At 64.5% G+C, this 24,400-nt stretch carries 27 protein-coding genes; 7 read left to right on the top strand and 20 right to left on the bottom strand.

Annotated features, from left to right (window positions below; translation table 11 throughout):
* Nucleotides 1-9: 9 nt before the first annotated feature.
* From DPM35_RS20315 to DPM35_RS20350, 7 genes are all read right to left on the bottom strand, one after another.
* Entirely contained in the window at nucleotides 10-2,589 is a 2,580-nt protein-coding gene (locus tag DPM35_RS20315; RefSeq protein WP_112129128.1) for a sensor histidine kinase, read from the bottom strand.
* Nucleotides 2,590-2,779: 190 nt separating this feature from the next.
* Nucleotides 2,780-4,180, bottom strand: a complete 1,401-nt coding sequence (gene ahcY, locus DPM35_RS20320; protein WP_112129008.1) for an adenosylhomocysteinase — start codon at nucleotides 4,178-4,180, stop codon at nucleotides 2,780-2,782.
* Between the two features lie 167 nt (nucleotides 4,181-4,347).
* Complete coding sequence (locus tag DPM35_RS20325; RefSeq protein ID WP_041000039.1) at nucleotides 4,348-4,644, bottom strand: HPr family phosphocarrier protein; 297 nt, start codon at nucleotides 4,642-4,644, stop codon at nucleotides 4,348-4,350.
* Nucleotides 4,641-5,042: a PTS sugar transporter subunit IIA gene (locus DPM35_RS20330; protein WP_027166957.1), complete on the bottom strand. Its 402-nt coding sequence runs from the start codon at nucleotides 5,040-5,042 to the stop codon at nucleotides 4,641-4,643. Before DPM35_RS20330 ends, DPM35_RS20325 begins: the two co-directional genes overlap by 4 nt.
* A gap of 164 nt (nucleotides 5,043-5,206) precedes the next feature.
* A complete protein-coding gene (locus tag DPM35_RS20340; protein ID WP_112129010.1) occupies nucleotides 5,207-5,668 on the bottom strand; it encodes an HPr kinase/phosphorylase in 462 nt (153 codons plus the stop codon).
* A gap of 10 nt (nucleotides 5,669-5,678) precedes the next feature.
* Nucleotides 5,679-7,463, bottom strand: coding sequence for a sensor histidine kinase (locus DPM35_RS20345; RefSeq protein WP_112129011.1), 1,785 nt, complete (start codon nucleotides 7,461-7,463; stop codon nucleotides 5,679-5,681).
* A 61-nt stretch (nucleotides 7,464-7,524) separates the two neighbouring features.
* Nucleotides 7,525-8,226: a response regulator transcription factor gene (locus DPM35_RS20350; protein ID WP_095819116.1), complete on the bottom strand. Its 702-nt coding sequence runs from the start codon at nucleotides 8,224-8,226 to the stop codon at nucleotides 7,525-7,527.
* A 340-nt stretch (nucleotides 8,227-8,566) separates the two neighbouring features.
* Between DPM35_RS20350 and DPM35_RS20355 the strand changes: the two genes are divergently transcribed.
* From DPM35_RS20355 to DPM35_RS20365, 3 genes are all read left to right on the top strand, one after another.
* Nucleotides 8,567-10,177, top strand: coding sequence for a phosphoenolpyruvate carboxykinase (locus DPM35_RS20355; protein WP_112129012.1), 1,611 nt, complete (start codon nucleotides 8,567-8,569; stop codon nucleotides 10,175-10,177).
* Between the two features lie 189 nt (nucleotides 10,178-10,366).
* A complete protein-coding gene (gene arfB, locus DPM35_RS20360) occupies nucleotides 10,367-10,804 on the top strand; it encodes an alternative ribosome rescue aminoacyl-tRNA hydrolase ArfB (RefSeq protein WP_112129013.1) in 438 nt (145 codons plus the stop codon).
* A gap of 90 nt (nucleotides 10,805-10,894) precedes the next feature.
* Nucleotides 10,895-11,512, top strand: a complete 618-nt coding sequence (locus tag DPM35_RS20365; protein WP_112129014.1) for an alpha-ketoglutarate-dependent dioxygenase AlkB family protein — start codon at nucleotides 10,895-10,897, stop codon at nucleotides 11,510-11,512.
* On the opposite strand, the gene DPM35_RS20370 is transcribed toward DPM35_RS20365, so the two are convergent.
* From DPM35_RS20370 to hisB, 13 genes are all read right to left on the bottom strand, one after another.
* Nucleotides 11,475-13,040 carry a hypothetical protein gene (locus tag DPM35_RS20370; RefSeq protein ID WP_112129015.1) on the bottom strand — a complete coding sequence of 522 codons (1,566 nt, stop codon included), beginning with the start codon at nucleotides 13,038-13,040 and terminating at the stop codon, nucleotides 11,475-11,477. The genes DPM35_RS20365 and DPM35_RS20370 overlap by 38 nt on opposite strands.
* On the bottom strand, nucleotides 13,037-13,474 hold the full coding sequence (locus DPM35_RS20375; protein WP_112129016.1) for a GtrA family protein: 438 nt from the start codon (nucleotides 13,472-13,474) through the stop codon (nucleotides 13,037-13,039). Before DPM35_RS20375 ends, DPM35_RS20370 begins: the two co-directional genes overlap by 4 nt.
* Nucleotides 13,452-14,144, bottom strand: a complete 693-nt coding sequence (locus DPM35_RS20380) for a class I SAM-dependent methyltransferase (protein ID WP_112129017.1) — start codon at nucleotides 14,142-14,144, stop codon at nucleotides 13,452-13,454. Before DPM35_RS20380 ends, DPM35_RS20375 begins: the two co-directional genes overlap by 23 nt.
* Nucleotides 14,144-15,178 (bottom strand): glycosyltransferase family 2 protein, encoded by a 1,035-nt coding sequence (locus DPM35_RS20385; RefSeq protein ID WP_112129129.1) that lies wholly within the window; start codon nucleotides 15,176-15,178, stop codon nucleotides 14,144-14,146. The genes DPM35_RS20380 and DPM35_RS20385 overlap by 1 nt, the downstream gene beginning before the upstream one ends.
* Nucleotides 15,179-15,254: 76 nt before the next feature.
* The gene (gene coaA / locus DPM35_RS20390) at nucleotides 15,255-16,214 is read right to left on the bottom strand and encodes a type I pantothenate kinase (RefSeq protein WP_112129018.1); all 960 of its coding nucleotides are present in this window, start codon (nucleotides 16,212-16,214) and stop codon (nucleotides 15,255-15,257) included.
* 36 nt (nucleotides 16,215-16,250) lie between these two features.
* Entirely contained in the window at nucleotides 16,251-16,574 is a 324-nt protein-coding gene (locus DPM35_RS20395; protein ID WP_112129130.1) for a phosphoribosyl-ATP diphosphatase, read from the bottom strand.
* A gap of 71 nt (nucleotides 16,575-16,645) precedes the next feature.
* A complete protein-coding gene (gene hisF / locus DPM35_RS20400) occupies nucleotides 16,646-17,437 on the bottom strand; it encodes an imidazole glycerol phosphate synthase subunit HisF (RefSeq protein ID WP_112129019.1) in 792 nt (263 codons plus the stop codon).
* Nucleotides 17,437-18,276 (bottom strand): arginase family protein, encoded by an 840-nt coding sequence (locus tag DPM35_RS20405; protein WP_112129020.1) that lies wholly within the window; start codon nucleotides 18,274-18,276, stop codon nucleotides 17,437-17,439. Before DPM35_RS20405 ends, hisF begins: the two co-directional genes overlap by 1 nt.
* Nucleotides 18,276-19,019 (bottom strand): 1-(5-phosphoribosyl)-5-[(5-phosphoribosylamino)methylideneamino]imidazole-4-carboxamide isomerase, encoded by a 744-nt coding sequence (hisA, locus tag DPM35_RS20410; RefSeq protein ID WP_112129021.1) that lies wholly within the window; start codon nucleotides 19,017-19,019, stop codon nucleotides 18,276-18,278. Before hisA ends, DPM35_RS20405 begins: the two co-directional genes overlap by 1 nt.
* Before the next feature lie 3 nt (nucleotides 19,020-19,022).
* Nucleotides 19,023-19,313 carry a DUF1330 domain-containing protein gene (locus DPM35_RS20415; protein WP_112129022.1) on the bottom strand — a complete coding sequence of 97 codons (291 nt, stop codon included), beginning with the start codon at nucleotides 19,311-19,313 and terminating at the stop codon, nucleotides 19,023-19,025.
* A 2-nt stretch (nucleotides 19,314-19,315) separates the two neighbouring features.
* Entirely contained in the window at nucleotides 19,316-19,966 is a 651-nt protein-coding gene (hisH, locus tag DPM35_RS20420; protein WP_112129023.1) for an imidazole glycerol phosphate synthase subunit HisH, read from the bottom strand.
* A gap of 1 nt (nucleotide 19,967) precedes the next feature.
* Complete coding sequence (locus tag DPM35_RS20425; protein WP_112129024.1) at nucleotides 19,968-20,444, bottom strand: DUF2628 domain-containing protein; 477 nt, start codon at nucleotides 20,442-20,444, stop codon at nucleotides 19,968-19,970.
* Nucleotides 20,445-20,448: 4 nt separating this feature from the next.
* Nucleotides 20,449-21,045, bottom strand: a complete 597-nt coding sequence (gene hisB / locus DPM35_RS20430; protein WP_042637559.1) for an imidazoleglycerol-phosphate dehydratase HisB — start codon at nucleotides 21,043-21,045, stop codon at nucleotides 20,449-20,451.
* A 218-nt stretch (nucleotides 21,046-21,263) separates the two neighbouring features.
* Here hisB and hslV point away from each other — a divergent pair, with 218 nt between their 5' ends.
* Genes hslV through hslU form a run of 4 tightly spaced genes read left to right on the top strand, consistent with a single transcriptional unit; the run spans nucleotide 21,264 to nucleotide 24,282 of the window.
* Nucleotides 21,264-21,815: an ATP-dependent protease subunit HslV gene (hslV, locus tag DPM35_RS20435; RefSeq protein ID WP_112129025.1), complete on the top strand. Its 552-nt coding sequence runs from the start codon at nucleotides 21,264-21,266 to the stop codon at nucleotides 21,813-21,815.
* 23 nt (nucleotides 21,816-21,838) lie between these two features.
* On the top strand, nucleotides 21,839-22,366 hold the full coding sequence (locus DPM35_RS20440) for a GNAT family N-acetyltransferase (RefSeq protein ID WP_112129131.1): 528 nt from the start codon (nucleotides 21,839-21,841) through the stop codon (nucleotides 22,364-22,366).
* A 3-nt stretch (nucleotides 22,367-22,369) separates the two neighbouring features.
* Nucleotides 22,370-22,966, top strand: a complete 597-nt coding sequence (locus tag DPM35_RS20445) for a DUF2585 domain-containing protein (RefSeq protein WP_112129026.1) — start codon at nucleotides 22,370-22,372, stop codon at nucleotides 22,964-22,966.
* 5 nt (nucleotides 22,967-22,971) lie between these two features.
* A complete protein-coding gene (hslU, locus tag DPM35_RS20450) occupies nucleotides 22,972-24,282 on the top strand; it encodes an ATP-dependent protease ATPase subunit HslU (RefSeq protein WP_112129027.1) in 1,311 nt (436 codons plus the stop codon).
* The last annotated feature ends 118 nt before the right edge of the window (nucleotides 24,283-24,400 follow it).

Here is a 24,400-nt window from a genome sequence, read left to right on the forward strand (position 1 = left end):
TAGGCTGCGCTACTCGGCCGCGTCGCGGATGCCCGCGGGCGTATCCGGGATTCCGGAAGGCTTGTCCGGGAAGGTGCAGATCACCGTGGTGCCCCTGTCCTGGCCGGTCTCGATGCGCACGCTTCCGCCATGCAGTTCGACGAAGCTCTTGACGATCGAGAGCCCCAGTCCGGCGCCGCGCCGCCGCCCGCCATTGGCTCGCGGCTCGAAGCGGCGGAAGACCGACTCCAGCACGTCCGGCGGCATGCCGGGGCCGTCATCATGCACCGAGAACTCGACGCCGTCGGCCAGCCGCCGGCAAGTAAGCCGGATCGTGCTTGCCTCCGGCGCATAGTTCGCCGCGTTGCTGAGCAAGTTGTAGAGGATCTGGCGGATGCGGGTCTCGTCGCCGTGGAAGCTCGCCGGCGCCTCCGTCGCATCGATCGCGAGCTTGATCCGGTGCTCGTCCAGCCGGTCGGCAACCAGTTCGGCCGCCGCGGCGATCGTCCGGTCGATGTTCATCTCGGAAATGTCGAGTTGCATGATGCCGGCGTCTACGGTGGCCAGGTCGAGAATGTCGTTGACGATGGTGAGCAGCACCGATGACGACGAGCCGACATACTCGACGTATTCGCGCTGCTTCGGCGTCAACGGCCCGGTGGCGGGCAGCGACAGCAACTCGGTGAAGCCGATGATATTGGTCAGCGGCGAGCGCAGCTCATAGGACACGTGCTGCACGAACTCGTTCTTCAACTGGTCGGATTTCTCCAGCGCTTCGTTCCTGTCCTTCAGCGCCCGCTCGACATTGACGGTGTCGGTGACGTCGACGAAGGTGATCATCACCTGGCCGTTGGGCAGGTGGATCACCGCGTAGCTCAGCACGTTGCCGTTGACGAGCTCGATCTGGCCGCGGCGGTCGCGGCGCTCGTCGTCGAAGCCGGTGACCGCGGCGACGAAGCCGCCCCACGGGCTGTTCGCGGCGCGCTGGTCGCACAGGTCGCGGATCGCCGAGACATGGACATTGGGCTTGACCGCTTCCGCCGTCAGCCCCCACAGCGCGACGAAGGCCGGATTGGACAGGCGCAGCCGCCCGTCCGGACCGAACACGACCACGCCTTCGGCGAGGTTGTCCAGCGTCTCGCCCTGCACCCGCACGGCGGTCTGATAGCGGCTTTCGAGATCCATCTTCTCGGTCAGGTTCTCGAACACCCAGGTGACGCCGCCCTTCGGCTGCGGGTTCGCCACCACGCGGATCGTCTTCCCGTCCGGCAGGTGCCACCAGTGCTCCTGCGATTCGACGGCGCGATAGGCGCTGAGCAGGTTCTCCTTCCAGCGCCGCCATTCCGGCTGCTCGGCGATCCTGCCTTCCGAGCGCAGCCGGTCGAGCAGAAGCGTGTTGGAAGGAGCGCTGAGCAGGAAGCCCGAGTCGAGCCCCCAGAGTTTCTGGAAGGCCTGGTTGAAGAAGCGCAGCTTTTCCTCGGTGTCGAAGATCGCCACCGCGGTATTCAACTGGTCGAGTGTGTCGGCATGGCTGCGCACGGTCCGCTCATATTCGGCGCGGATCGTCTCGGCCGCGCTTGTGTCGCAGGCAAGCCCCGCCGAGCCGTCGGCGCCGGCGAAGTCGGTGACCGCGAACATGCGGCGGTCGCCTTCGATGACGGTGGAAAGCGTCTGTTCGAAGACCGGGCGCGTCTTGTGCTGCTCGGCGATCTGCTCGCGCGCCTGGCCGCCTAGGAACTCCTTGGCGTCGCGCACGGCGGCGGCCGGGCTTTCGGCCTCCACCGCCTCGGCATAGGCGCGGTTGACCCATTGCAATCGCCCGTCCGCGCCGCGCAGCCATGCCGGCATCTTCAACGCGTCGAGCAGGCCGATCATGGTGTCGTGGTCGGCGCTGAGCCGCTGGTTCTCGATCTTCAGCCTGGCCTGGTTGCGCAGCGTCTCCGACAGCGACACGAAGCGCACCAGCACATGCGCCGCGCTTTTGCGGCCATGCACTTCCAGCGGCACGCCGGCCTGCGTCTCGATGACCAGATCGAAGGCCTTCGCCTGTTCGCGCAGCGCGGCGACCGCGTGTTCGAGCGCCGCCGCCGAGCGCGGCATCAGCCAGCGGCCGAAGGCAAGGAAGGCGGACCTGTCGTCGGGCGCGCCGCTTTCCAAAGGCAGGCTGCCGATGAGCTCGGGCTTCTTGTTGTCCGTGGCCCAGACGATCAGCCGCTGGTCGCGCAGGTTGAGCAGCGCCTCGGAACGCTGCAGCGCCGCGTTGACGTCCGCGATGCGGGCCCTGAGCTGGACATTCTGCGCGGCGGTGCGCGCGCGCTCGCGGATCAGGAAGATGGCCGAGACAAGTGCTGCGCCCATCACGCCGACGAACATGGCGAGCTGCATGACCTCGACGGTGCTGACCGGCGCCCCGGTTTTTCCCGCCAGGCTTGTGTCGGCGCGTGCGGCAAAGGCGAGCAGCGGGCTGGCAAGCGCCGAGGTGGCAAGAAGCAAGGCCGGCCGCAGGCCGGCGCGAAAACCGCCGCCGTTCACGGCGGGCCCGGCTTCGTTCGAATCCTTATGGCCGCCGGAAACGGCCTGTCCCGCGCTTGGCGGGTAATCCCCCGGCATGTCTTGGTCCTCTTCGCCGCTTGAATGCAAGACCGCCCTGAATGCGTCCCCGGCCCATCCTGTCCCCGGACCGCGAATCACAACAATAACGCCTGCCGGAATCGGCGTGAAGAATCATTGGCGCAAAAAATAAAGCCGGGCGGAAAGTCAACCACCCGGCTTCAATATCTGGTAGATAATTTCGCTTTGGTTAATAGCGGTAGTGTTCCGGCTTATACGGGCCCTGCGGCGTCACACCGATATAGGCGGCCTGTTCGCCGGACAGCTCGGTCAGCTTGGCGCCGAGCTTGTCGAGATGCAGCCGCGCCACCTTCTCGTCGAGGTGCTTGGGCAGCACATAGACCTGGTTCTGATACTGGCCGTGCTTGGTGAAAAGCTCGATCTGGGCCAGCACCTGGTTGGTGAACGAGGCCGACATGACGAAGCTCGGGTGCCCGGTGGCGTTGCCGAGGTTGAGCAGGCGTCCCTCCGACAGAAGGATCATCCGCTTGCCGTCCGGGAAGGTGATCAGGTCGACCTGCGGCTTGACGTTGGTCCATTTCAAATTGCGCAGCGCCGCCACCTGGATCTCGTTGTCGAAGTGGCCGATATTGCCGACGATCACCATGTCCTTCATCGCCCGCATATGGTCGAGCGTGACGACATCCTTGTTGCCGGTGGTGGTGATGACGATGTCGGCGGTCGGGGCCGCATCCTCCAGCGTGACCACCTCGAAGCCGTCCATCGCTGCCTGCAACGCGCAGATCGGGTCGACCTCGGTGACCTTGACGCGGGCGCCGGCGCCGCGCAGCGAGGCCGACGAGCCCTTGCCGACGTCGCCATAGCCGCATACCACCGCGACCTTGCCGGCCATCATCGTGTCGGTACCGCGGCGGATGCCGTCGACCAGTGATTCCTTGCAACCATATTTGTTGTCGAATTTCGATTTGGTGACGGAATCGTTGACGTTGATCGCCGGGAAGGGCAGCAGCCCCTTCTTCTGCAGCTGATAGAGACGGTTGACGCCTGTGGTGGTCTCCTCGGTGACGCCGCGGATCGCTTCGCGCTGCTTGGTGAAGAAGCCGGGCGAGGCCTTCAGGCGCTTCTTGATCTGCGCGAACAGGATCTCTTCCTCCTCGCTGCCAGGATTAGACAGCACGTCCTCGCCGGCCTCGGCGCGCGCGCCGAGCAGGATGTACATGGTGGCGTCGCCGCCGTCGTCGAGGATCATGTTGGAGGTGCCGCCGTCGGTCCACTGGAAGATGCGGTCGGTGTAGTTCCAGTAATCCTCGAGCGACTCGCCCTTGATGGCGAACACCGGAATGCCGGCCTCGGCGATCGCGGCGGCCGCATGGTCCTGCGTCGAGAAGATGTTGCAGGAGGCCCAGCGGATGTCGGCGCCCAGCGCCTTCAGCGTCTCGATCAGCACCGCCGTCTGGATGGTCATGTGCAGCGAGCCGGTGATGCGCGCGCCCTTGAGCGGCTGCTTGGCGCCGAATTCCTCGCGGCAGGCCATCAGGCCCGGCATTTCGGTTTCGGCGATCTCGATCTCCTTGCGGCCCCAGCCGGCAAGCGAGATGTCGGCGACCACATAGTCCTTGCTACCCGTCATGGCAGTGCTCCGGTGTGATTTTTTTCTCAAAGACGCGCCGGCGCCGGGAGGCGCGAGGGAGGGCGCGGTTGCCGGCCTGACTAGCAGATCGGTCGCCATCCGACAATGGGACATAAAGAAATCTTTATGCGCGCATGTCTTGGAAGCGCGGAATGTGAAGCCGGGGACTAGATTTCTTCGCCGAAGCGCGAGGCGACCAGCTGCTCCAGCGCGTCCATGGCCGGCACGGCTTCCGGGCCGCTGGCGATCACGCGGATCGAATAGCCCGGGCTCGCCGCCAGCATCATCAGGCCCATGATCGAGGTGCCGCCGACCTTCACTCCGTCCTTCTCGACATGGATCGTGGCATCGAAGCCGGAGGCGACCTGGACGAACTTGGCCGACGCTCGCGCATGCAGGCCGCGCTGATTGATGATCGGGAACTCCCGCACAACCTCATCCGTTTGCGGCGCCGATGCGTTCATTTGCTGCTCAGGAGCTGACTGGCGACGTTGATGTATTTGCGGCCCGCCGCCTGCGCCTCGTCGAGCGCGGCGGCCATGTTGTCGCCTTTGCGGATCGAGGAGAGCTTGATCAGCATCGGTAGGTTCATGCCGGCGATCACTTCGGTGCGGCCGGATTCCATCACCGAGATGGCGAGGTTGGACGGCGTGCCGCCGAACATGTCGGTGAGCACGATGACGCCGGCGCCCGTATCGACGCGCGCCACCGCATCGACAATGTCGGCCCGGCGCTGCTCCATGTCGTCGTCGGCGCCGATGGCCACGGTCTCGAAATTGTCTTGCGGCCCGACGACATGCTCTACGGCATGCCGGAACTCGGTGGCGAGTTGACCGTGCGTCACGAGCACGAGTCCGATCATTCTCTGGTGGCTCCCGTCATCGCCGCTTCACAGGCGTATATTATGTTCGCCAGCCATTCCAGGCGGCGGGAGCGCTATCTTGTCGACGCGCGGCCGGTTGACAAGCCCAAAATTGCGGCGGCTTGGGCCATTTTGACGCATCGCAGCAAAAAACCCAGGCCGGATCATGAAAAAGGCTGGATCGACAGCCGCGCCATCACCGCCGGTAAGGCGGAGGCTGCGTTGCGCTCGACAAGATCGATGCGCGGCACAGGACAGCCCGCGATCGGCTCGCTGATATCTTCCTGGAAACGGGCCATTTCTTCCTTCGGGACGAGCCGGATATGCAGGTCGATCACGCCGGCCGGCTCGAACGGCAGCGGGCATGGCATGAAGCCTGGCACTTCGGCGAGGCCGGCGATGGTGGCCGGCGCACGGCAGATCAATCGCCCGCCATGCGCGGCGGCAAGCAGCCTGTCGTCGCTGATCAGATATGAAAACAGTCCGCGCGCCCGGCAATGGTCGATGAGCGTCAGCGCCAGTGTCGTCTTGCCGGCGCCCGACGGCCCCGTGATGAGGACGCCGCAATCGCCGATAAGAATCGCCGTTCCATGGATGTTTTCAGGCTTCACGGCAGGGTCGGACATGCCCGTCAGATCAGCCTTCCGCCGGCAGCGTCACCACGAAGCGCGCGCCCTTGATCTCGCCGGGCTTGGTGCCGGGGATGTTTTCCGCCGTCAACGTGCCGCCATGCGCCTCGACGATCTGGCGGCTGATCGAGAGGCCAAGGCCGGAATTCTGGCCGAACGCCTCGCCGGCCGGCCGGTCGGTGTAGAAGCGCTCGAAGATGCGGTCGATGTTCTCGGCCCGGATACCCGGGCCGTTGTCGTCGACGGTGACGATGTTGAACTTGCCCGCGCGCGCCAGTGAGATCGTTATGTGGCCGTGCTCGTCGGGCACGAAGGAGCGCGCGTTCTCGATCAGGTTGGTGATGACCTGGCCGATCCTCAGATCATGGCCGACAACGAAATAGCCCTTGGCGCCGGCCGGCAGCTTGGCGACCTTCAGCTCGATCTCGACGGCCTTCTTGTTGCGCGTGGTCTCGCGCGAGACTGCGACCAGATCGGTGATGAACTTCTTCAGGTCCACGGTTCCGGCGTCCTCACGCGCGAGCTCCGCGTCGAGACGGGAGGCGTCGGAGATGTCGGTGATCAGCCGGTCGAGCCGCTTCACGTCGTGCTGGATGATCTCCATCAGGCGAGCGCGAGACGTGTCGTTCTTCGCCAAGGGCAGCGTCTCGACGGCGCTGCGCAGCGACGTCAGCGGGTTCTTCAATTCGTGCGAGACGTCGGCGGCAAAGCTTTCGATCGCCTCGATGCGCGCGTAAAGCGCATTCGTCATGTCGCGCACGGCGATGGACAAATTGCCGATCTCGTCCTGCCGGTCGGAAAAGTCCGGGATTTCCTCGCGATTCTTGACGCCGCGCCGCACCCTGACGGCCGCGGCGGAAAGCCGCCGCAGCGGATTGGCGATGGTGGACGCCAGAAGCATCGACAGGATCGCGGTGACCAGCGCCGCGACGCCGAACACGCGCAGGATCGCCTTGCGCTCCGCCGCGACGATCTTGTCGATGTCGCCGCCCTCGGTGGACAGCATCAGCACACCAAGCACGGCACGAAAACGCTGGATCGGCACCGCGACGGAGACGATCTGCTCGCCCTGCTCGCTCACCCGCACGATGGTCGACGGGCTGCCGGTCAGCGCCTTGACCACCTCTGGGAAGGCCGCGCCGTTGCCGCCGGGCTGCTCGTGATAAACGGGCAGGTCCTTGTTGCGGAAGAAGTCGAAGATGAACTTCTCGACCCGCTCCACAAGGCCGGGCTGTTCGTCGTCGACGGGCGGCAGGTCGTAGCGCAGGATCTGGCCGCGCGAATAGAGATGCCGGGAATCGAGCAGGAGGTTCGCGTCGCGGTCATAGATACGGGCGCGGGTGCGCGTCGGCGAGATCAGTCGTCTGAGCACCGGCGCGACGCGCTCGGGGTTGATCGGGAAGTCGAGATTGTCGAGCTGGTCCGACCCCGGCCCCAGGCTCTCGCCGGCCTGCAGCTCGAGCAGCTTTTCCGGGTCGATGCTGATCGAATCGGTTTCCACCGTCGCCGAGGCGGCGATCGCGCCGGCGATGATTTCGCCCTGCGTCATCAAGCTCTCGACGCGGGCGTCGATCAGGCCGTCGCGGAAGGTGTTGAGGTAGAGGATGCCGGTCACCAGCACGGCAAGGCCGGCCAGGTTGAGGAACAGGATGCGCCGCGTCAGGCTGGAGAAGATGTGGTGGCCGAGAAACCGGCGCATCGGCACCGTGAACCTCGACACGAAGGCGGGCACGATCCGCGGCGGACGCCTTGCCGCGCCCGCCCGTCTGCCTCGCTCTACTTCCACTGCCATCGACTAGCAGCTCCCGGTCCGTTCCTGTGCATGCCCACCCGTTCGGGCGACATGCATTACCTTAAGCCTCGCGGAACCGGTACCCGACTCCGTAAAGGGTTTCGATCATCTCGAAGTCGTCGTCGACGGCCTTGAACTTCTTGCGCAGCCGCTTGATGTGGCTGTCGATGGTGCGGTCGTCGACATAGACCTGCTCATCATAGGCCGAATCCATCAGCGCATCACGGCTTTTCACCACGCCGGGGCGCTGCGCCAGCGAATGCAGGATGAGGAACTCGGTCACCGTCAGGGTCACCGGCTCGCCCTTCCAGGTGCAGGTATGGCGTTCCTGGTCCATCACCAGCTGGCCGCGTTCGAGCGAGCGGGCCTGCTGGGCGGGCGCCTTGGCCGCCGCCTCGCGGGCACTGGTCCGGCGCAGCACCGCGCGCACGCGCTCGACCAGCAGCCGCTGCGAGAAGGGTTTGCGGATGAAGTCGTCGGCGCCCATCTTGAGGCCGAACAATTCGTCGATCTCGTCGTCCTTCGACGTCAGGAAGATGACCGGCAGGTCCGACTTCTGGCGCATGCGGCGCAACAGCTCCATGCCGTCCATGCGCGGCATCTTGATGTCGAGGATGGCGAGGTTCGGCGGCCGGGCCGCCAGGCCTTCCAGCGCCGACGCGCCGTCAGTGTAGGTTTCGACCCGATAGCCCTCGGACTCGAGCGCGATCGACACCGAGGTCAGAATGTTGCGGTCGTCGTCGACAAGCGCGATTGTTGCCATTTCAAGTGGCTCCCTCATGAGCTGTCCCTTCTGTCGTCGAGAAGGGGCTTTTGCAGGACAAATTGGGTACAAAATGTGGCACGGGCCCTGTCGGAAGTCACGGGCGCTCTGCCGCTACACACCATCGCACCCGTACCGGGATTGGACGAAGCAAACCTGCCAATCCTTTGGGCAACCTCTGTGATTTTTTGCACATATAAACGATTTAAACAACTTTCAAATTTTTTAAATCGATTAATGATTTGATATCATTCGGCTTTTCTGGTTCTGAACCTGCGGCCCCGGCGCGGGCTCCGGGAAATCACCCGTCATATGCGGCCAAATCCAGAGAGGAAATTTGATGTCGGAAGCCGGCAAACGCAACCCCGACTGCGCGATTGACGCGATCGGCCTGAAGACCACGGGCGTGGTGCGCTACAATTTCGGCGCGGCCGAACTCTACGAGGAAGCGGTCCGGCGCGGCGAGGCAAGGCTGACCGCGCAGGGCGCGCTCGTCGCCGAGACCGGCCAGCACAGCGGGCGTTCGCCGAAGGACAAATTCGTCGTGCGCGACGAGGCGACCGAACCGCATGTCTGGTGGGACAACAACAGGGCGATCTCGCCCGCCCAGTTCGAGGCGCTGCTTGCCGATTTCCGCGCCCATGCGGCGGACAAGGATCTCTATGTCCAGGACCTGGTTGGCGGCGCAGACGCCGACCTCAAGCTGCCGACCCGGGTCATCACCGAATACGCCTGGCACTCGCTTTTCATCCGCAACCTGCTGATCCGCCCGCAAGCCGCGGAGCTCGAGCGTTTCCTCCCCGACATGACGATCATCGACCTGCCGTCCTTCCGGGCCGATCCGGCGCGTCACGGCACCCGCACCGAAACGGTGATCGCGGTCGACCTGATCCGCAAGATCGTGCTGATCGGCGGCACGTCCTATGCCGGCGAGATGAAGAAGTCGGTGTTCACGATGCTGAACTACCTGCTGCCGGAAAAGGGCGTGATGCCCATGCACTGCTCCGCCAATGAAGGCCCTGCCGGCGACGCGGCCGTCTTCTTCGGCCTGTCCGGCACCGGCAAGACGACCCTTTCCGCGGATCCGTCGCGCACGCTGATCGGCGACGACGAGCATGGCTGGGGTCCGCACGGCATCTTCAATTTCGAGGGCGGCTGCTACGCCAAGACCATCAGGCTGTCGGCCGAGGCCGAGCCGGAGATCTTCGCCACCACGCAGCGCTTCGGCACGGTGCTGGAGAATGTCGTGCTCGATGCCGGCCGCGTGCCGGATTTCAACGACGGCAGCCTCACCGAGAACACGCGCTGCGCCTATCCGCTGGACTTTATCCCCAACGCCTCGAAGACCGGCCGCGCCGGCCATCCGAGGAACATCATCATGCTGACCGCCGACGCTTTCGGCGTGATGCCGCCGATCGCGAAATTGACCCCGGCGCAGGCGATGTATCACTTCCTTTCCGGTTACACCGCCAAGGTCGCCGGCACGGAAAAGGGCGTCACCGAGCCGGAAGCGACCTTCTCGACCTGCTTCGGGGCGCCCTTCATGCCGCGTCATCCCTCGGAATACGGCAATTTGCTGCGCGAGCTGATCGCCGAGCACAAGGTCGATTGCTGGCTGGTCAACACCGGCTGGACCGGCGGCGCCTACGGCACCGGCCGCCGCATGCCGATCAAGGTGACGCGCGCCCTGCTCGGCGCCGCGCTCGACGGTTCCTTGAAGTCGGCCGAGTTCCGCACCGACGCCAATTTCGGCTTCGCGGTGCCGGTGGCGGTTCCGGGTGTCGACGGCGCCATCCTCGACCCGCGCTCGACCTGGGCGGACAAGGCCGGCTACGACCGCCAGGCCGCGAAGCTGGTCAACATGTTCGCGACCAACTTCGAGAAATTCGAACGCCATGTCGACGCAACCATCCTCGGCGCCGCGCCGCGCCTGCAGGAGGCGGCGGAATAAGAGCTGCCTCGAGCGTCCTCACCTCCAAGGCCTGGCCAGCGCAATTCCAGGAAAAGTGTGAAAACGGTTTTCCATCCGGAATTGCGCCAACCTAGAGAGCCAGCGAGGATTCGCCGTTTTCCGTGAAACGGTGAAGCCTCCTTGCGCCGGGCCTTTTCTTTTCGTGGCCGTCGCGCCATGAGTGCGTGCATGGCGAGCGACGACGACATCATTATCTCCGGCGAAGCCGTTATCCACCCGGGCGACCTGCACGAGGATTTCATCCGCTCCTCGGGGCCGGGCGGCCAGAACGTCAACAAGGTGGCCACCGCCGTGCAACTGCGCTTCGACGCGGCGAACGCTTCGGGCCTCAGCGAGCGGGTCCGCGTCCGCGCGATCAAGCTTGCCGGCCAGCGCGCCACCAAGGACGGCGTCATCGTCATCGAGGCCGGCCGGTTCCGCACCCAGGAGCAGAACCGCGCCGACGCGCGGGCGCGCCTGACCGCGCTGGTCGCCAAGGCGGCCGAGCCGCCACCGCCGCCGCGCAAGAAGACGAGGCCGTCCAAAGGCGCCGTGGAGCGCCGCCTCAAGAGCAAGGCGGGCCGGTCGACGGTGAAGAAGCTGCGCGGTCGGGTCGACAGCGACTGAGGACAGCATACCGGAACCGGGCGGCCGTTTTCGGGTCGCGGACCTGTTCCTTAGGTGGCATGCTCTCGGGCCAATTGATCGGATCGATCCATGCTCGTTCTGCCCAAAGGCGTCCGCCACATGCCGGGCTACCTCGCGCGCCCCGCCCAGGAAGCGCTGGTCGAGGAGATCCGGCGCGTCGTGCAGGCCGCGCCCCTCTATGTTCCGGCCATGCCGCGCACCGGCAAGGAGATGAGCGTGCGCATGACCAATTGCGGCGCGCTCGGCTGGGTGACCGACAGGGAGCGCGGCTATCGCTACCAGCCGACGCACCCGGTGACGGGCGAGCCGTGGCCGCCGATCCCCGAAGCCTTGCTGAAATTGTGGCGCGAGGTTGCTGCCTACCCGCATCCGCCCGAGGCCTGCCTGGTCAATTTCTATGCGGCGGATGCCAGGATGGGCCTGCACCAGGACCGCGACGAGCAGGATTTCGACGCGCCTGTGGTGTCGGTGTCGCTGGGCGACGACTGCCTGTTCCGGGTCGGCCAGAACACACGCGAGGGCGGCACCAAATCGTTCAGGCTTAAGAGCGGCGACGTCGTCGTGCTCGGCGGCGAAGGGCGCCTCGCCTTCCATGGCGTCGACCGCATCTATCCCGCGACATCGGCCCTGTTGAAGAATGGCGGTCGCATCAACCTGACGCTGCGGCGGGTGACGGTGCCTGGCTGAGGCCGGCGTTGCGCAGCATGACACGTACATTGTCGTCCTCGGCGATCATCTCATATCCGCTCAGGAAGCTGGCATAGTCCTGCCGACTGGAAAGTGCCGCGTTCATGGCCGTATCGGTTTTCTGAATGATTATCAGCATAGGCCGCTTGGTCTTGAGCTCGTCGAGCTTGCCGTCGATGTAGTGATCGAAAACCTGGCGGTAGTGATCCGCGGCAGCATGATTGCCGGCCCGCGCCTCGGTCGCGGAAAGATAAAGGGAAAATCCACCGAGCCAGTCGCTGCAATAGCTCGATATCCATGTCCCGCCAAGCATGCGCGTCAGCGGATGCCCGGCCGCGATGTCGGAGCCGACAAGGGCGACGGTTGGGTTTTGCACTGCGGCCCTGACCTTGGCGACAAGGTCCGTGTTGGGGCTCTGCGTTTGCATGAACGGGATGGCCGCGGCCGCGACCATGGCGGCCAGCATCACCTTGCGCCCCGGTTCGATCGCTCCCGGCGGGCGCGTCATTGGGTTGATTTGTGCCGTTCTCAAAAGCAGCGCCGTCAACAACAGGCTGAACGCCGGAAATGCGTGATAGGGCCAACCCTTGGCCTGGTAGACCAGCGGCACCATGGCCGCCAGGGAAGCAAGCGCGAACACCGCGACCAGCGGCGAGAAAGGCAATCCGGGCCGCAGCAGGCGCAGCATCAGGAGCCCGACCAGATAGACCGGCCCATACATCAGCAGCACCGTCTGGAGGTTCCGCACCCGCATATAGGTGTCGACAAGCATCGGGTATATCGCGTCGAGGAATTGCGGGTAGAAATGGCGCACCGCAACGACATAGGCGACGCCGATCAGGCCGATCACCCAGTATTCGGCGGCGAAAAGCGGCCGGATCGAGCGGCGGCGCCAGGCAACATAAAGCGCCGGGACAAGCACGACCAGCGCATAATAGGGCTTGACCAGCACCAGAATGCTGCCGCTGAGGCCGGCAAGCAGCGCCAATGGTAGGCTAGGCGTTCGACCCTCGGGCGGCGCCGCGCGCCATGCCGTCAGCACCAGCAAGGGTGCAAACAATGCCATTCCCAGATGCTCGCGCTGGGTGAACGCGTTGCCGGGAAAGATGACCAGCAGGCCGAGGAAAAGCGGCAGCAGGGCAAACAAGGTGGCGTTCTCGGCAAAGCCGGCACACCGCGCAATGACAACGGCAAGCCCCAATCCGAGCAGGCAGATCGCATAGGAATAGCCAAGGACCGCGATCTCCGGCGATATGCCGAGCTTGTGCGCGAGCGCCACGGCAGGCATGAACAGCCACGGCGTGAAGGGCGGATTGGCTTCGATGAGATCGACATACAAACGGTCACCGCCGAGCATGCGCTCGCACATGGTGATTATCCAACTGGTGTCGGACACCACGCCCCATCGCGTCTGCCAGGGAATGGCGGCCGCCAGAACCACGGCCAGCAGGACCAGCGTCCGAACGCGACGCTTCGGAACGGATCCGTCAGCCGACCGGGAGGCGAGGCGGTCCTGGAGCGCGCTCATAGGGAGCCGTTCCGCGGCCTGGCGAGGGTTTTTCCAAAAACCCAGTGGCGAAGCACCACGTAATTGACAAACGGAACAAACAGGCAGGTCAGCACGATCGGTATCTGCGCCGGAAGCCCGAGCTTACCCGACAGGATGGCAGGAAAGGCGGAGGATATGGCGAGACCGAGCAAGGTGAGAACGACGAAGCGAGGTGCCTCGAAACGATGTGCCCCGCCAGAAGAAAACGTAAAATACTTATGCCCCGCATAGGAGAAGGCGGAGGCCACGGCATAGGCGATGACAGAACCCGCGACGGGGTCCATCATGATCGGCCTGCCCGCCGAAAACATTGCGGCCAGCAAGGCATAGAGCAATGTCGCGCCGACGCCGGTCATAAGGAACCGGATCAGACGTTGGCCCGTGCGCAAGTCAGACACGGCCGCTGCAGACATACTGCGCTCCAAGCGGCGCGCGCGCAAACCAGCTTTCGACCTTGCGCGCAAACGGGCTGGCGAAGGGAAGCAGGAGGAAATGCCTGCTGTCGATGTCGGCGAGCCCGGCCGCCTTCAGTAGACGGCCGGCCCTATGCCGGCTGATCAGGACGGCATCCTCGTCGAAGGGACAGCGAAGCACGGCCAATCGCGTCAAAGGGTTGAAGGGATTGTGTTCGATCAGGCAGATCGCGCCGCCGGCGCGGACGACGCGCCGCATCTCGGAAACGAAAGCAGGCCACTGCTCCGGCGGCACGTGATGAACCACGCAGACCGCGAAAGCGAGATCGAAAGTGTCATCCGCATAGGGCAGTGCCGGGCCTGGATAGTCCCTGTACGTGACCCATGGGTTGTCACCCCTGGCCCGCGCCACGGATTCCGTCGATATGTCGCAGCCGTCCAGGGTCGAGAAAAGCGGCCGAACATACGGATGCAGGGCTCCGATGCCGCAACCGACATCGAGGGCCCGAACACCGGCTCCGCCTTCGGCAAGGCCGCGCTCGGCAATCACCCGGGCCAGCGGCTCTACTTTGGCCTGCAGGAAAAAATCATGCTTCAGGCCGGAGAAGCTGATCGACTCGTCGACGGTCCGGTTGTAGGTGGACCGGTATTGATCGAAAAGCGCCGCCATCAGCCAAATCTTCTGTCGCGCGCCGACGGCGATGCCGTCGACCGGTTGCGGTTCTCTGCCGCCATGTTCACCGCTTCCTCAAAGCCAGTCAGACGGTCGATCACGTAGAGCGGCCGTCGCTTCACTTCGGCGTGGATGCCGCCGACATAGAGGCCGACAATGCCGGTCATGAAGAGATTGATGCCCGACAGGAAGGAGATGATCACGACCGTAGAGGTCCAGCCATGGACGATGCCGCTGGCAAACAGCCAGGAAAACAGGGCAAAGACGCCAAGCAGGGCGGCGAAGCCGGAAACGGCGAGACCGGCCCACAGCGCCAGCCGCAAAGGCTTGTCGGAAAAGCCGATGACGCCATGGACCGCCAGCCGCACCATTTTCCAGAACGGATATTTGGTTTCGCCAGCCGCTCGCTCGGGTCGTTCGAACGACACCGCCGTCTGCTTGAAACCCATCCAACCGAACATGCCGCGCACGAAGCGGTCGCGCTCCGGCATCTGCTTGAATGTATCCAGGGCCTTTCTTCCCACGAGCCGGAAATCGCCGACGTCACGGGGGATAGTCACCGAGGTCATCTGCTCGAGGGCGCGGTAGAAGAGGCTGGCGCTCACACGCTTGAACAGCGTTTCGCCCTCGCGTTTGGTGCGGCGGGCATAGACGATCTCGTAGCCTTCCTTCCATTTGGCGACGAGGTCGAGCACCACTTCGGGCGGATCCTGCAAGTCCGCATCCATGACGACCACAGCATCGCCGGCAGCCGCGTCCATGCCGGCGGTGATCGCGATCTGGTGGCCGAAATTGCGCGACAGTTCGATCAGCCGGAAGCGTGGATCCGAAGCGGCCATGCCGCGCAGGAAGATGACGCTTGTGTCCCGGCTGCCGTCGTCGACGAAGATCGCCTCGGCGCTGTCGTCGAGCTTGTCGAGCAAGGCGTTGATCCGCCGCACAAGCAGCGGCAGCACCGCCTCTTCATTGAAGATCGGGATGACCAGTGAATAGACCGGGGCCTTGCGGCCAGCGGCATTGCCCGCATTAATCACCGGTTGCCTCCCGACACCCGCTGGAGTTTGGCTGCCAACGCTAGTCGGGATTGCCTAAGGCGCCGTTAAGGGATCACAATTTCCTCAGGGCCACTTCCTCGATCAGGTGATTGGCGCCCTTGCGCAGGATGAGATCGGCCCGCGCCCTGGTCGGCAGGATGTTCTCGCGCAGGTTCTTAAGGTTGATATTGGCCCACAGCCCCTCGGCAATGGCGCGCGCGGCATCCTCGGAAAGCTGCGAATAGCGGTGGAAGAAGGAGTCCGGATTGCGGAAAGCGGTCTCGCGCAGCCGCATGAAGCGCTGGATGTACCACTGGTGGATCAGCTTCTCGTCGGCATCGATATAGATGGCGAAATCGAAGAAGTCGGACAGGAACGGCACGATCTTGCCGTCCTTCGGCAGCTTGCCCGGCTGCAGCACGTTGATGCCTTCGAAGATCAGGATGTCGGGACGGTCGATGGTGACGAACTCGCCGGGGATGACGTCATAGGTCAGGTGCGAATAGACCGGCGCCCGGACGCTGCCTTGCGCCGACTTGATGCCCGACAGGAATCTCAGCAGCGCGCCGACATCGTAGCTTTCGGGAAACCCCTTGCGCTCCATGAGGTTCTCGCGGCGCAGGATCTCGTTGGGCAACAGGAAGCCGTCGGTGGTGATGAGATCGACCTTGGGGCTCGATGGCCAGCGCGCCAGAAGCTCCTTCAGCACGCGCGCCGTGGTCGACTTGCCGACCGCGACGGAACCGGCGATGCCGATGATGAAAGGCGTCTTGACGATGTCCTGAGCCTTGAAGAAGGCCTGGCGCTGCCTGAACAGCAGCTGGCTCGCCTCGACATGGGCCGAGAGCAACCGTGACAGCGAAAGATAGATGCGCCTGACTTCTTCGAGGTCGACCGGGTCGTTCAGCGAGCGCAGCCGGTCGATTTCTTCCTCGGTCAGCGTCAGCGGCGTGTCGGCGCGAAACTGCGACCATTGCTCGGCGGAGAAGAAACGATAAGGGGAGTATTTCTCGGTCGGAGCAAGCTGGTCCATCGAGTTTCCTGCCCTCCTCGCCGTCAGCCCGGGCCATCAGCCCCGGGGCCGGGACGCCTTTTCGGCAACCCCCGAGCGGCCGGTACGCCCCTCGAGTTCCTTCAGCACGTCGTCCAGCGGAATGCCCGCTATGCCAAGCACGACCAGCCAATGATACATAAGATCGGCGCTTTCCGAAACGAGGGCCTGCTTGTCGCCGCGGACGGCGGCGATAACGGTTTCCACAGCCTCCTCGCCGAGCTTCTGCGCCGCTTTGTCCATACCCTTGGCGAACAGTTTCGCCGTCCACGATTCCGGGTCGCCGGAATGGGCGCGCTGGTGGATGATCGTTTCCAGCTCGGCGAGCGAAAATTGAGCCATGTCGGTCATCTATCTGCTTGTTTAAGCGTGATCTTTTCCGAAAACTGGTCCCCACCTTCCGGGATCATGCTTTAAGCCCGATGGATGGCCGAGTCCAGCCGCATCGGCAGGCCGGCCTTGGCCATATATGCCTTGGCCTCGGCGATCGAGTAGGTGCCAAAATGGAAGATCGAGGCGGCAAGCACGGCCCCCGCGTGGCCGTCGCGTATGCCTTCGACCAGGTGATCGAGCGTTCCGACGCCACCCGATGCGATGACCGGCGCGCGCACCGCGTCGGCGACGGCGCGGGTCAGCGCAATGTCGTAGCCGGCCTTCGTGCCGTCGCGGTCCATCGAGGTAAGCAGGATCTCGCCGGCGCCGCGATCGACCATGCGAGCGGCGAAGTCGACCGCGTCGATGCCCGTCTTCTCGCGCCCGCCATGGGTGAAGATCTCCCAGCGATCGGGCTCGCCGGCCGCCGACACCTTCTTGGCGTCGATGGCCACGACAATGCACTGGTTGCCGAACTTGTCGGCGGCTTCCGTGACGAAATCCGGGTTCTTCACCGCCGCCGTGTTGATCGACACCTTGTCGGCGCCCGCCAGAAGCAGCTTGCGGATATCGGCCACCTGGCGCACGCCGCCGCCGACGGTGAGCGGCATGAAGCATTGCTCGGCCGTCCGGGCGACCACGTCGAAGATCGTCTCGCGATTGTCCGACGACGCGGTGATATCGAGGAAGCACAGCTCATCGGCGCCCGCGGCATCATAAGCCTTGGCGGCCTCTACCGGATCGCCGGCGTCGATGAGGTCGACGAAATTGACGCCCTTGACCACGCGGCCGTTCTTGACGTCCAGGCAGGGGATGACGCGGGCTTTCAGCATCACTTGCCTTCCAGTGTGGACAGCAGGTCGACCACCAGCTCGCCGACCAGCGGCGGCACGTCGCCCTTGGGGTCGAAGGCCGGATCATAGGCGGAAATGGTCAACCCGGCGATGGTGAGCGGGCCGGCGAGGCCGCACATCGCCATGCGCACCTGCTCCGGCGCCGGGCCGCCGGGCGTGGTGTAGCGGTTGGCCTGCAGCTTCTCGGGATCGTGCACGTCGAGATCGACATGCATGTGGACCTGGCGTGCGCCGTCGGCTTTCAGTCTCTGCGCCGCGCTCTTCCAGTCGGGGCATTCGGTCCGGATGATCGGCAGCTTTTCCAACAGTTCCTTCTCGGCGCCGTCGAGGTCGCGCGCGTTGACCAGGACGGAGCGCGACGGATCGACCGGCTTGAAGCCGGGGATCTGGTTCGCCATCGACCGCCAGCAGAGGCCGAGCACCGTGGCCAGCGCCATGCCGTCGAGGAAGCCCGTTGTGGTGGTCTCCGGCGTGTTGAGGTCGCCATGCTGGTCGGCCCAGACGATGGCGTCGGCGCCGGCGCCTGCCACGGCGCCGGCGGCGGTCAGGCAGTTGCCGGCCAGCACGATCGGAAACCGCTTCTTGTCCAGCGCCATGCGGACTTCGCCTGACACGGCGCGGCAGACGGCAAAGCCGGTGCCGATCTCGCGCTCTTCTTCGTCCTCGACCACCTTGCCGATGTCGTTCACCTCGACATCATGGCCGGCAAGCCTCAGCGCATCGGCCAATCCGCCGGAAATCAGCGCGTCCGGACCTTGGCCGCAGCCGCTGTGGAAATGGCCGCTGTCATAGGATGCCAGGATGATCGAAATGTTCACTATTCTGCCTCCGCCCGCTCGCCGCGCAGGATCGCCAGCGCCTCGGCCGGGTCGATACGTCCGTCATATAGGGCGCGGCCGGAGATCGCGCCTTCGAGTTTTTTCGCGTCGGGCATGGTCATGCGCACGATGTCGGCAATGGAGGCGAGGCCGCCGGATGCGATCACGGGAATGGAAACCGCTTCCGCGAGGTCGATGGTCGAATCCCAGTTGATGCCGGTCAGCACGCCGTCGCGATCGATGTCGGTGTAGATGATGGCGGCAACGCCGGCGCCCTCGAATTTCCTGGCGAGCTCAATGACGCCGAGCTCGGAAGCCTCGGCCCAGCCTTCCACTGCGACCTTGCCGCCCTTGGCGTCGATCCCGACGGCGATCTTTCCCGGAAAAGCCTTGCAGGCTTCCTTGACGAGTTCGGGTTCGCGCACGGCCACGGTGCCGAGGATGACGCGCGTCAGGCCGCGGTCGAGCCAGTCTTCGATCTGCGGCAAGGTGCGGATGCCGCCGCCGAGCTGCACCGGATTCTTCGTCGCCTTCAGGATGGCGCCGACCGCCGCCGAATTGACGCTCTGGCCCTTGAAGGCGCCGTTGAGGTCGACGACATGCAGCCACTCGAAGCCCTGGTCCTCGAAGGCCTTGGCCTGCGCGGCGGGATCGTCGTTGTAGACGGTGGCGGTGGCCATGTCGCCGTGTTTCAGGCGCACGCACTTGCCGTCCTTGAGATCTATTGCCGGAAACAGGATCATGGGTCAGGCGCCCTCGACGATGACGAAATGACCTGTCGAAGTGGCGAGCCTGTGTTTCGAGGCGCGCTGATATTCAGGCGAATGATAGCATTCGATCGCCTTATCGTAGGACTCGAACTCCACCAGCACGTGGCGGTTGCCGGTCGGTCCTTCCGGACTCTCGTAGCGGCCCGCACGGACCGCGAATTTCGCGCCGTACTTCGCGAAGGCGACGGCATTCGCTTCAATATACTGCTTGTAGACGTCCGGATCGCGCACGTCGATCATCGCCATCCAATAGCCCTTCCTGCTCATTTTCAGGGCCTCCATTTCAGGAAATTGGTGATCAGCGCCAGGCCGAGCGCCTGGCTCTTCTCGGGATGGAACTGCGTGCCGGCGAGGTTGTCGCGGGCAACCGCCGCCGTCACCGGGCCGCCATAGTCGGCAACCGCCAGCACCTCGTCCGGGTTCTTCGCTTCCAGGTGGTAGGAATGCACGAAATAGGCGTGCAGCCCTCTCGGACCCGTCTCGATGCCGGAAAACAGCGGATGGGGGCGGATAAGCTCGATCGTGTTCCAGCCGATCTGCGGGATTTTCAGCGCCGGATCGGACGGTGTGATCTCCTTGACGTCGCCGGCGATCCAGCCAAGGCCTTCGGTGATGGTCTTTTCCAACCCGCGTTGCGACATCAGCTGCATGCCGACGCAGATGCCGAGGAACGGCCGCCCCTTGCGCAGCGCTACCTCTTCCACCGCTTCCCACATGCCTGGCACCGCGTGCAGGCCGGCGGCGCAATCGGCATAGGCGCCGACGCCCGGCAGCACGATGCGGTCGGCGGAACGCACCCGCTCGGCATCGGCCGTCAGCTCGATCGTCGCGGCTATTCCTCCCTCGCGCGCGGCGCGCTCGAAGGCCTTGGTGGCCGAGCGCAGATTGCCCGAGCCGTAGTCGATGATGGCTACCCGCATGTCAGGGCCTTCCAGGCGTATGGGTCAGTCCCAGCGCCATGCCGGTTTGCGGCGGGCGCGCCAGCGACGCATCCGGGACGATGCGCGGCAGGGCTGGCCGCTCCTCGCTCTCCTCGCCGGCTTCCAGTGCATGGCGCGTCTCCGCATCGGCGAGATTGCCGGCCTCGACCACGCCCCATTCGCGCCAGCCGCGCCGCCGCAGCGAAGCGATGCGCAGGTCCTGGCCTTCGAAGCCGATATAGAGCGAGATCAGCAGCGACAGCAGCGATCCGGCCCCTTCGAGCCCGAGCCTCTCGCCGGCCACCGACAGGATCGCCATGACGGCGAAAGTCAGGGCCGCCTCGATCCACAGCCGGTGCCAGGCGAGCCAGAGCGGCGCGACCAGGAAGCCCAGCCAGGTGAAGCTGTCGCGCACGAAAATTGCGTCCTCGGCCTTGTTGCCGCCGGCCGGCGGCTGCATCACGACATAGATCGCCATAGGGTTATCCTTTCAGGGATCCCTTGGTGGACGGCACCGCGTCGGGCTGGCGCGGATCGGGCTCGAGTGCTGCCCGCAGCACGCGCGCCACGGCCTTGAAGCAGGTCTCGGCAATATGATGGTTGTTGGCGCCGTAATGATTGGTCACATGCAGCGTGATGCCGGCATTCTGCGCCAGCGCCTGGAAGAATTCGCGCACCAGTTCGGTGTCGAAGGTGCCGATCTTCGGCGACGAGAAGCCGACGTTCCAGACCAGGAAGGGCCGGCCGGACACGTCGATCGCCGCCCTGGTCAGCGTCTCGTCCATGGCGAGATCGATCGAGGCGTAGCGCATGATGCCGCGCCGCTCGCCCAGCGCCTTGCTCAACGCCTGGCCGATCGCGATCCCGGTATCCTCGACCGTGTGGTGGTCGTCGATATGCAGGTCGCCCTTGGCCTTGATGGTCATGTCGATCAGCGAGTGGCGCGACAGCTGGTCGAGCATATGGTCGAAGAAGCCGACGCCGGTCGAAATGTCGGCTTTGCCCTTGCCGTCGACATGGACGGAGACCGAAATCTCGGTTTCCTTGGTCTTGCGGCTGACTTCGGCCGAACGCGTCATCGCTCTGTCCTTGTTGCCTGGTTTAGAGGCGCCGGGGCTTGAAAACGAAAGCCTTCTATCAGCATGATCCGGCGATTGCCAGTTGCCATTCCGGCCGCTATCGGCCTCGGCCGAGGGGCGGTTTGCAATCGTTGGCCCTATGCATACATATGGCCGATCAAACTTACTCGTACCGCGCCAATCGCCTTTTCAAGGGATAGCGCGAATCGGAGCTCAAAATGTCGAATGAACTCACCATGCACGCCACGACCATCGTCAGCGTGCGCAAGGGCAACAAGGTCGTGATCGCCGGCGACGGCCAGGTCAGCCTCGGCCAGACGATCATGAAGGGCAACGCCCGCAAGGTGCGCCGCATCGGCAAGGGCGGCAACGTCATCGCCGGTTTCGCGGGCGCCACCGCCGACGCCTTCACCCTGCTCGAGCGGCTCGAAGCTAAGCTCGAACAATATCCGGACCAGCTGACGCGCGCCTGCGTCGAGCTCGCCAAGGACTGGCGCACCGACCGCTACCTGCGCCGCCTGGAAGCCATGATGCTCGTCGCCGACAAGTCGGTCTCGCTGGCGCTGACCGGCAATGGCGACGTGCTCGAGCCCGAACACGGCGTCATGGCCATCGGGTCCGGCGGCAACTACGCCCTGGCCGCGGCCCGCGCGCTGATCGATACCGACAAGGACGCCGAGGAGATCGCCCGCAAGGCCATGCAGATCGCGTCCGACATCTGCGTCTACACCAACAACAATTTCGTTGTCGAAACGCTCGATGCCGCCTGAGGTCCATGATCGGGGAGAGGATCATGGCCGACCAGGAGCATAGCTACGATTTTCGGCCGGTCACCGAGAAGGATCTGCCGTTGATCGCCAAGTGGCTGCGCGAGCCGCATGTCGCTGAGTGGTGGGACGATCCGGAAAAGGAAATCGCCGAGATCCGCGAGCACATCGATTCGGTCTCGGTGGAGCCGCTGATCGTCGAGCTCGACGGCAGGCCGATCGCCTATCTGCAGAGCTATGACCCGTATCTGGAGGACGACCATCCCTATGCCGACCAGCCCTTCGGCACGCTGGGCGTCGATCTCACGATCGGCCCGCCGGAGCTGGTCGGTGCGGGCCACGGCTCGGCAATCCTGAACCAGTTCGTCGAGGAGCTGTTCGAGGAAGGCGCGCCGCGCGTCATCATCGACCCGCATCCCGACAATGGCCGCGCCATCCGCGCCTATGAGAAGGCCGGCTTCAGGCCGATCGGCCGCAGGCATTCGCAATATGGGGATGTCGTGCTGATGGCCGTCGATGCGGACGAAGACGACGATGAAAATCTGGGGGACTGACGAATGACCGCGCCTGAGGACAAGACGCTTTCCGCCTATGAGGACAGCTGGCGCATGGGCCTGCTGCTCGTGCTCGCCTTGATCGTTTTCCAGGCGGGCACCTTGTACGGCATGGGGCATCCGCCGATCTGCACCTGCGGCTACGTCAAGCTCTGGCACGGCGTGGTCAACAGCTCGGAGAATTCCCAGCACATCGCCGACTGGTACACCTTCTCGCACATCATCCACGGCTTCCTGTTCTATGCGCTGGCCTGGGCGCTGTTCCCGCGCTCTCCGGTGGGCTTGAGGCTCGCCTTCGCCGTCTTCATCGAAGGCGGATGGGAGATCCTGGAGAACAGCCCCTTCATCATCGACCGCTACCGCGCCGGCACGATCTCGCTCAACTATTACGGCGACTCGATCATCAACTCGGTGTCCGACACGCTGTTCATGGCGCTGGGATTTGTGATGGCGCGAAAGCTACCTATATGGGTGATCGTGGCCCTGGCGCTCATCTTCGAGCTCGGCACGGGCTACATCATCCGGGACAATCTGACGCTCAACGTGATCATGCTGCTGCATCCGTTCGAGTCCATCAAGCAGTGGCAAAGTGGAATTTGAGTAATATGAGCACCTTTTCTCCCCGCGAAATCGTTTCGGAACTCGACCGCTTCATCATCGGCCAGAAGGACGCCAAGCGCGCCGTGGCCATTGCCTTGCGCAACCGCTGGCGCCGCCAGCAGCTGGAAGGCCAGATGCGCGAAGAGGTAATGCCGAAGAACATCCTGATGATTGGCCCGACCGGCGTCGGCAAGACCGAGATCTCGCGCCGCCTGGCGCGGCTCGCCGGCGCGCCCTTCGTCAAGGTCGAAGCGACCAAGTTCACCGAGGTCGGCTATGTCGGCCGCGATGTCGAGCAGATCGTGCGCGACCTCGTCGAGGTCGCCATCGGCCTGACCCGCGAAAAGATGCGCGAGGACGTCGCGGCGCGCGCCCAGATCAACGCCGAGGAGCGTGTGCTGGAAGCCCTCGTCGGCAAGACGGCGAGCCCGGCCACGCGCGATAGCTTCCGCAAGAAGCTGCGCGACGGCGAGCTCGACGACAAGGAGATCGAGATCGAGGTGGCCGACACCGGCACCGGCGGCATGCCAGGCTTCGAGATCCCCGGCATGCCCGGCGGCAATGTCGGCGTGCTCAACATCAACGACATGCTGTCGAAGGCGATGGGCGGCCGCAGGACCAAGACCCGCAAGACCACGGTCCGCGATTCCTATGCGCTGCTCGTCAACGACGAATCCGACAAGCTGCTCGACCAGGACGAGGTCGTGCGCCGCGCGCTGGAATCGGCCGAGAATGACGGCATCGTCTTCCTCGACGAGATCGACAAGATCGCGGCCAGGAGCGACATTTCGGGCGGCCCGTCCCGCGAGGGCGTGCAGCGCGACCTGCTGCCGCTGGTCGAAGGCACCACGGTCGCGACCAAATACGGGCCGATCAAGACCGACCACATCCTGTTCATTGCTTCCGGCGCCTTCCATGTGTCGAAGCCGTCCGACCTGCTGCCCGAGCTGCAGGGCCGGCTGCCGATCCGCGTCGAGCTGCGCGCGCTGGAGAAGTCGGATTTCGTCCGCATACTGACCGAGACCGAGGCGAGTCTCATCAAGCAATATATCGCGCTGATGAAGACCGAGGGCGTCGAGCTGACCTTCACCGACGACGCCATCGATTCGCTGGCCGGCATCGCGGTCGACCTCAACGCCAGCGTCGAGAACATCGGCGCGAGGCGCCTGCAGACGGTGATGGAGCGCGTGCTGGACGAGATTTCCTATGACGCGCCGGACCGCAACGGCACGGCGGTCACCATCGACGCCGCCTATGTCGAGAAGCATGTCGGCGACCTGTCGCGCAACACCGACCTGTCGCGCTTCATCCTCTGATTTTTGAAGTCGGGCCGGCCTCAGTTCCGGCCCGACTTGTCCGGCCGACCAACTTCGGGTGTGGCCAAATGGAAGCATCTGGCCACCATTCTTGGGGGCAGTTGGTAGCCTTCTCTCG

Source organism: Mesorhizobium atlanticum (genome assembly GCF_003289965.1).
In the GTDB taxonomy this organism is placed as follows: Bacteria; Pseudomonadota; Alphaproteobacteria; order Rhizobiales; family Rhizobiaceae; genus Mesorhizobium; species Mesorhizobium atlanticum.

Coding starts and splice junctions, on each gene's coding strand:
- DPM35_RS20315 (WP_112129128.1), bottom strand. CDS start 2,589: ATGCCGGGGGATTACCCGCCAAGCGCGGGACAGGCCGTTTCCGGCGGC.
- ahcY (WP_112129008.1), bottom strand. CDS start 4,180: ATGACGGGTAGCAAGGACTATGTGGTCGCCGACATCTCGCTTGCCGGC.
- DPM35_RS20325 (WP_041000039.1), bottom strand. CDS start 4,644: ATGAACGCATCGGCGCCGCAAACGGATGAGGTTGTGCGGGAGTTCCCG.
- DPM35_RS20330 (WP_027166957.1), bottom strand. CDS start 5,042: ATGATCGGACTCGTGCTCGTGACGCACGGTCAACTCGCCACCGAGTTC.
- DPM35_RS20340 (WP_112129010.1), bottom strand. CDS start 5,668: ATGTCCGACCCTGCCGTGAAGCCTGAAAACATCCATGGAACGGCGATT.
- DPM35_RS20345 (WP_112129011.1), bottom strand. CDS start 7,463: ATGGCAGTGGAAGTAGAGCGAGGCAGACGGGCGGGCGCGGCAAGGCGT.
- DPM35_RS20350 (WP_095819116.1), bottom strand. CDS start 8,226: ATGGCAACAATCGCGCTTGTCGACGACGACCGCAACATTCTGACCTCG.
- DPM35_RS20355 (WP_112129012.1), top strand. CDS start 8,567: ATGTCGGAAGCCGGCAAACGCAACCCCGACTGCGCGATTGACGCGATC.
- arfB (WP_112129013.1), top strand. CDS start 10,367: ATGGCGAGCGACGACGACATCATTATCTCCGGCGAAGCCGTTATCCAC.
- DPM35_RS20365 (WP_112129014.1), top strand. CDS start 10,895: ATGCTCGTTCTGCCCAAAGGCGTCCGCCACATGCCGGGCTACCTCGCG.
- DPM35_RS20370 (WP_112129015.1), bottom strand. CDS start 13,040: ATGAGCGCGCTCCAGGACCGCCTCGCCTCCCGGTCGGCTGACGGATCC.
- DPM35_RS20375 (WP_112129016.1), bottom strand. CDS start 13,474: ATGTCTGCAGCGGCCGTGTCTGACTTGCGCACGGGCCAACGTCTGATC.
- DPM35_RS20380 (WP_112129017.1), bottom strand. CDS start 14,144: ATGGCGGCGCTTTTCGATCAATACCGGTCCACCTACAACCGGACCGTC.
- coaA (WP_112129018.1), bottom strand. CDS start 16,214: ATGGACCAGCTTGCTCCGACCGAGAAATACTCCCCTTATCGTTTCTTC.
- DPM35_RS20395 (WP_112129130.1), bottom strand. CDS start 16,574: ATGGCTCAATTTTCGCTCGCCGAGCTGGAAACGATCATCCACCAGCGC.
- hisF (WP_112129019.1), bottom strand. CDS start 17,437: ATGCTGAAAGCCCGCGTCATCCCCTGCCTGGACGTCAAGAACGGCCGC.
- hisA (WP_112129021.1), bottom strand. CDS start 19,019: ATGATCCTGTTTCCGGCAATAGATCTCAAGGACGGCAAGTGCGTGCGC.
- DPM35_RS20415 (WP_112129022.1), bottom strand. CDS start 19,313: ATGAGCAGGAAGGGCTATTGGATGGCGATGATCGACGTGCGCGATCCG.
- hisH (WP_112129023.1), bottom strand. CDS start 19,966: ATGCGGGTAGCCATCATCGACTACGGCTCGGGCAATCTGCGCTCGGCC.
- DPM35_RS20425 (WP_112129024.1), bottom strand. CDS start 20,444: ATGGCGATCTATGTCGTGATGCAGCCGCCGGCCGGCGGCAACAAGGCC.
- hisB (WP_042637559.1), bottom strand. CDS start 21,045: ATGACGCGTTCGGCCGAAGTCAGCCGCAAGACCAAGGAAACCGAGATT.
- hslV (WP_112129025.1), top strand. CDS start 21,264: ATGTCGAATGAACTCACCATGCACGCCACGACCATCGTCAGCGTGCGC.
- DPM35_RS20440 (WP_112129131.1), top strand. CDS start 21,839: ATGGCCGACCAGGAGCATAGCTACGATTTTCGGCCGGTCACCGAGAAG.
- DPM35_RS20445 (WP_112129026.1), top strand. CDS start 22,370: ATGACCGCGCCTGAGGACAAGACGCTTTCCGCCTATGAGGACAGCTGG.
- hslU (WP_112129027.1), top strand. CDS start 22,972: ATGAGCACCTTTTCTCCCCGCGAAATCGTTTCGGAACTCGACCGCTTC.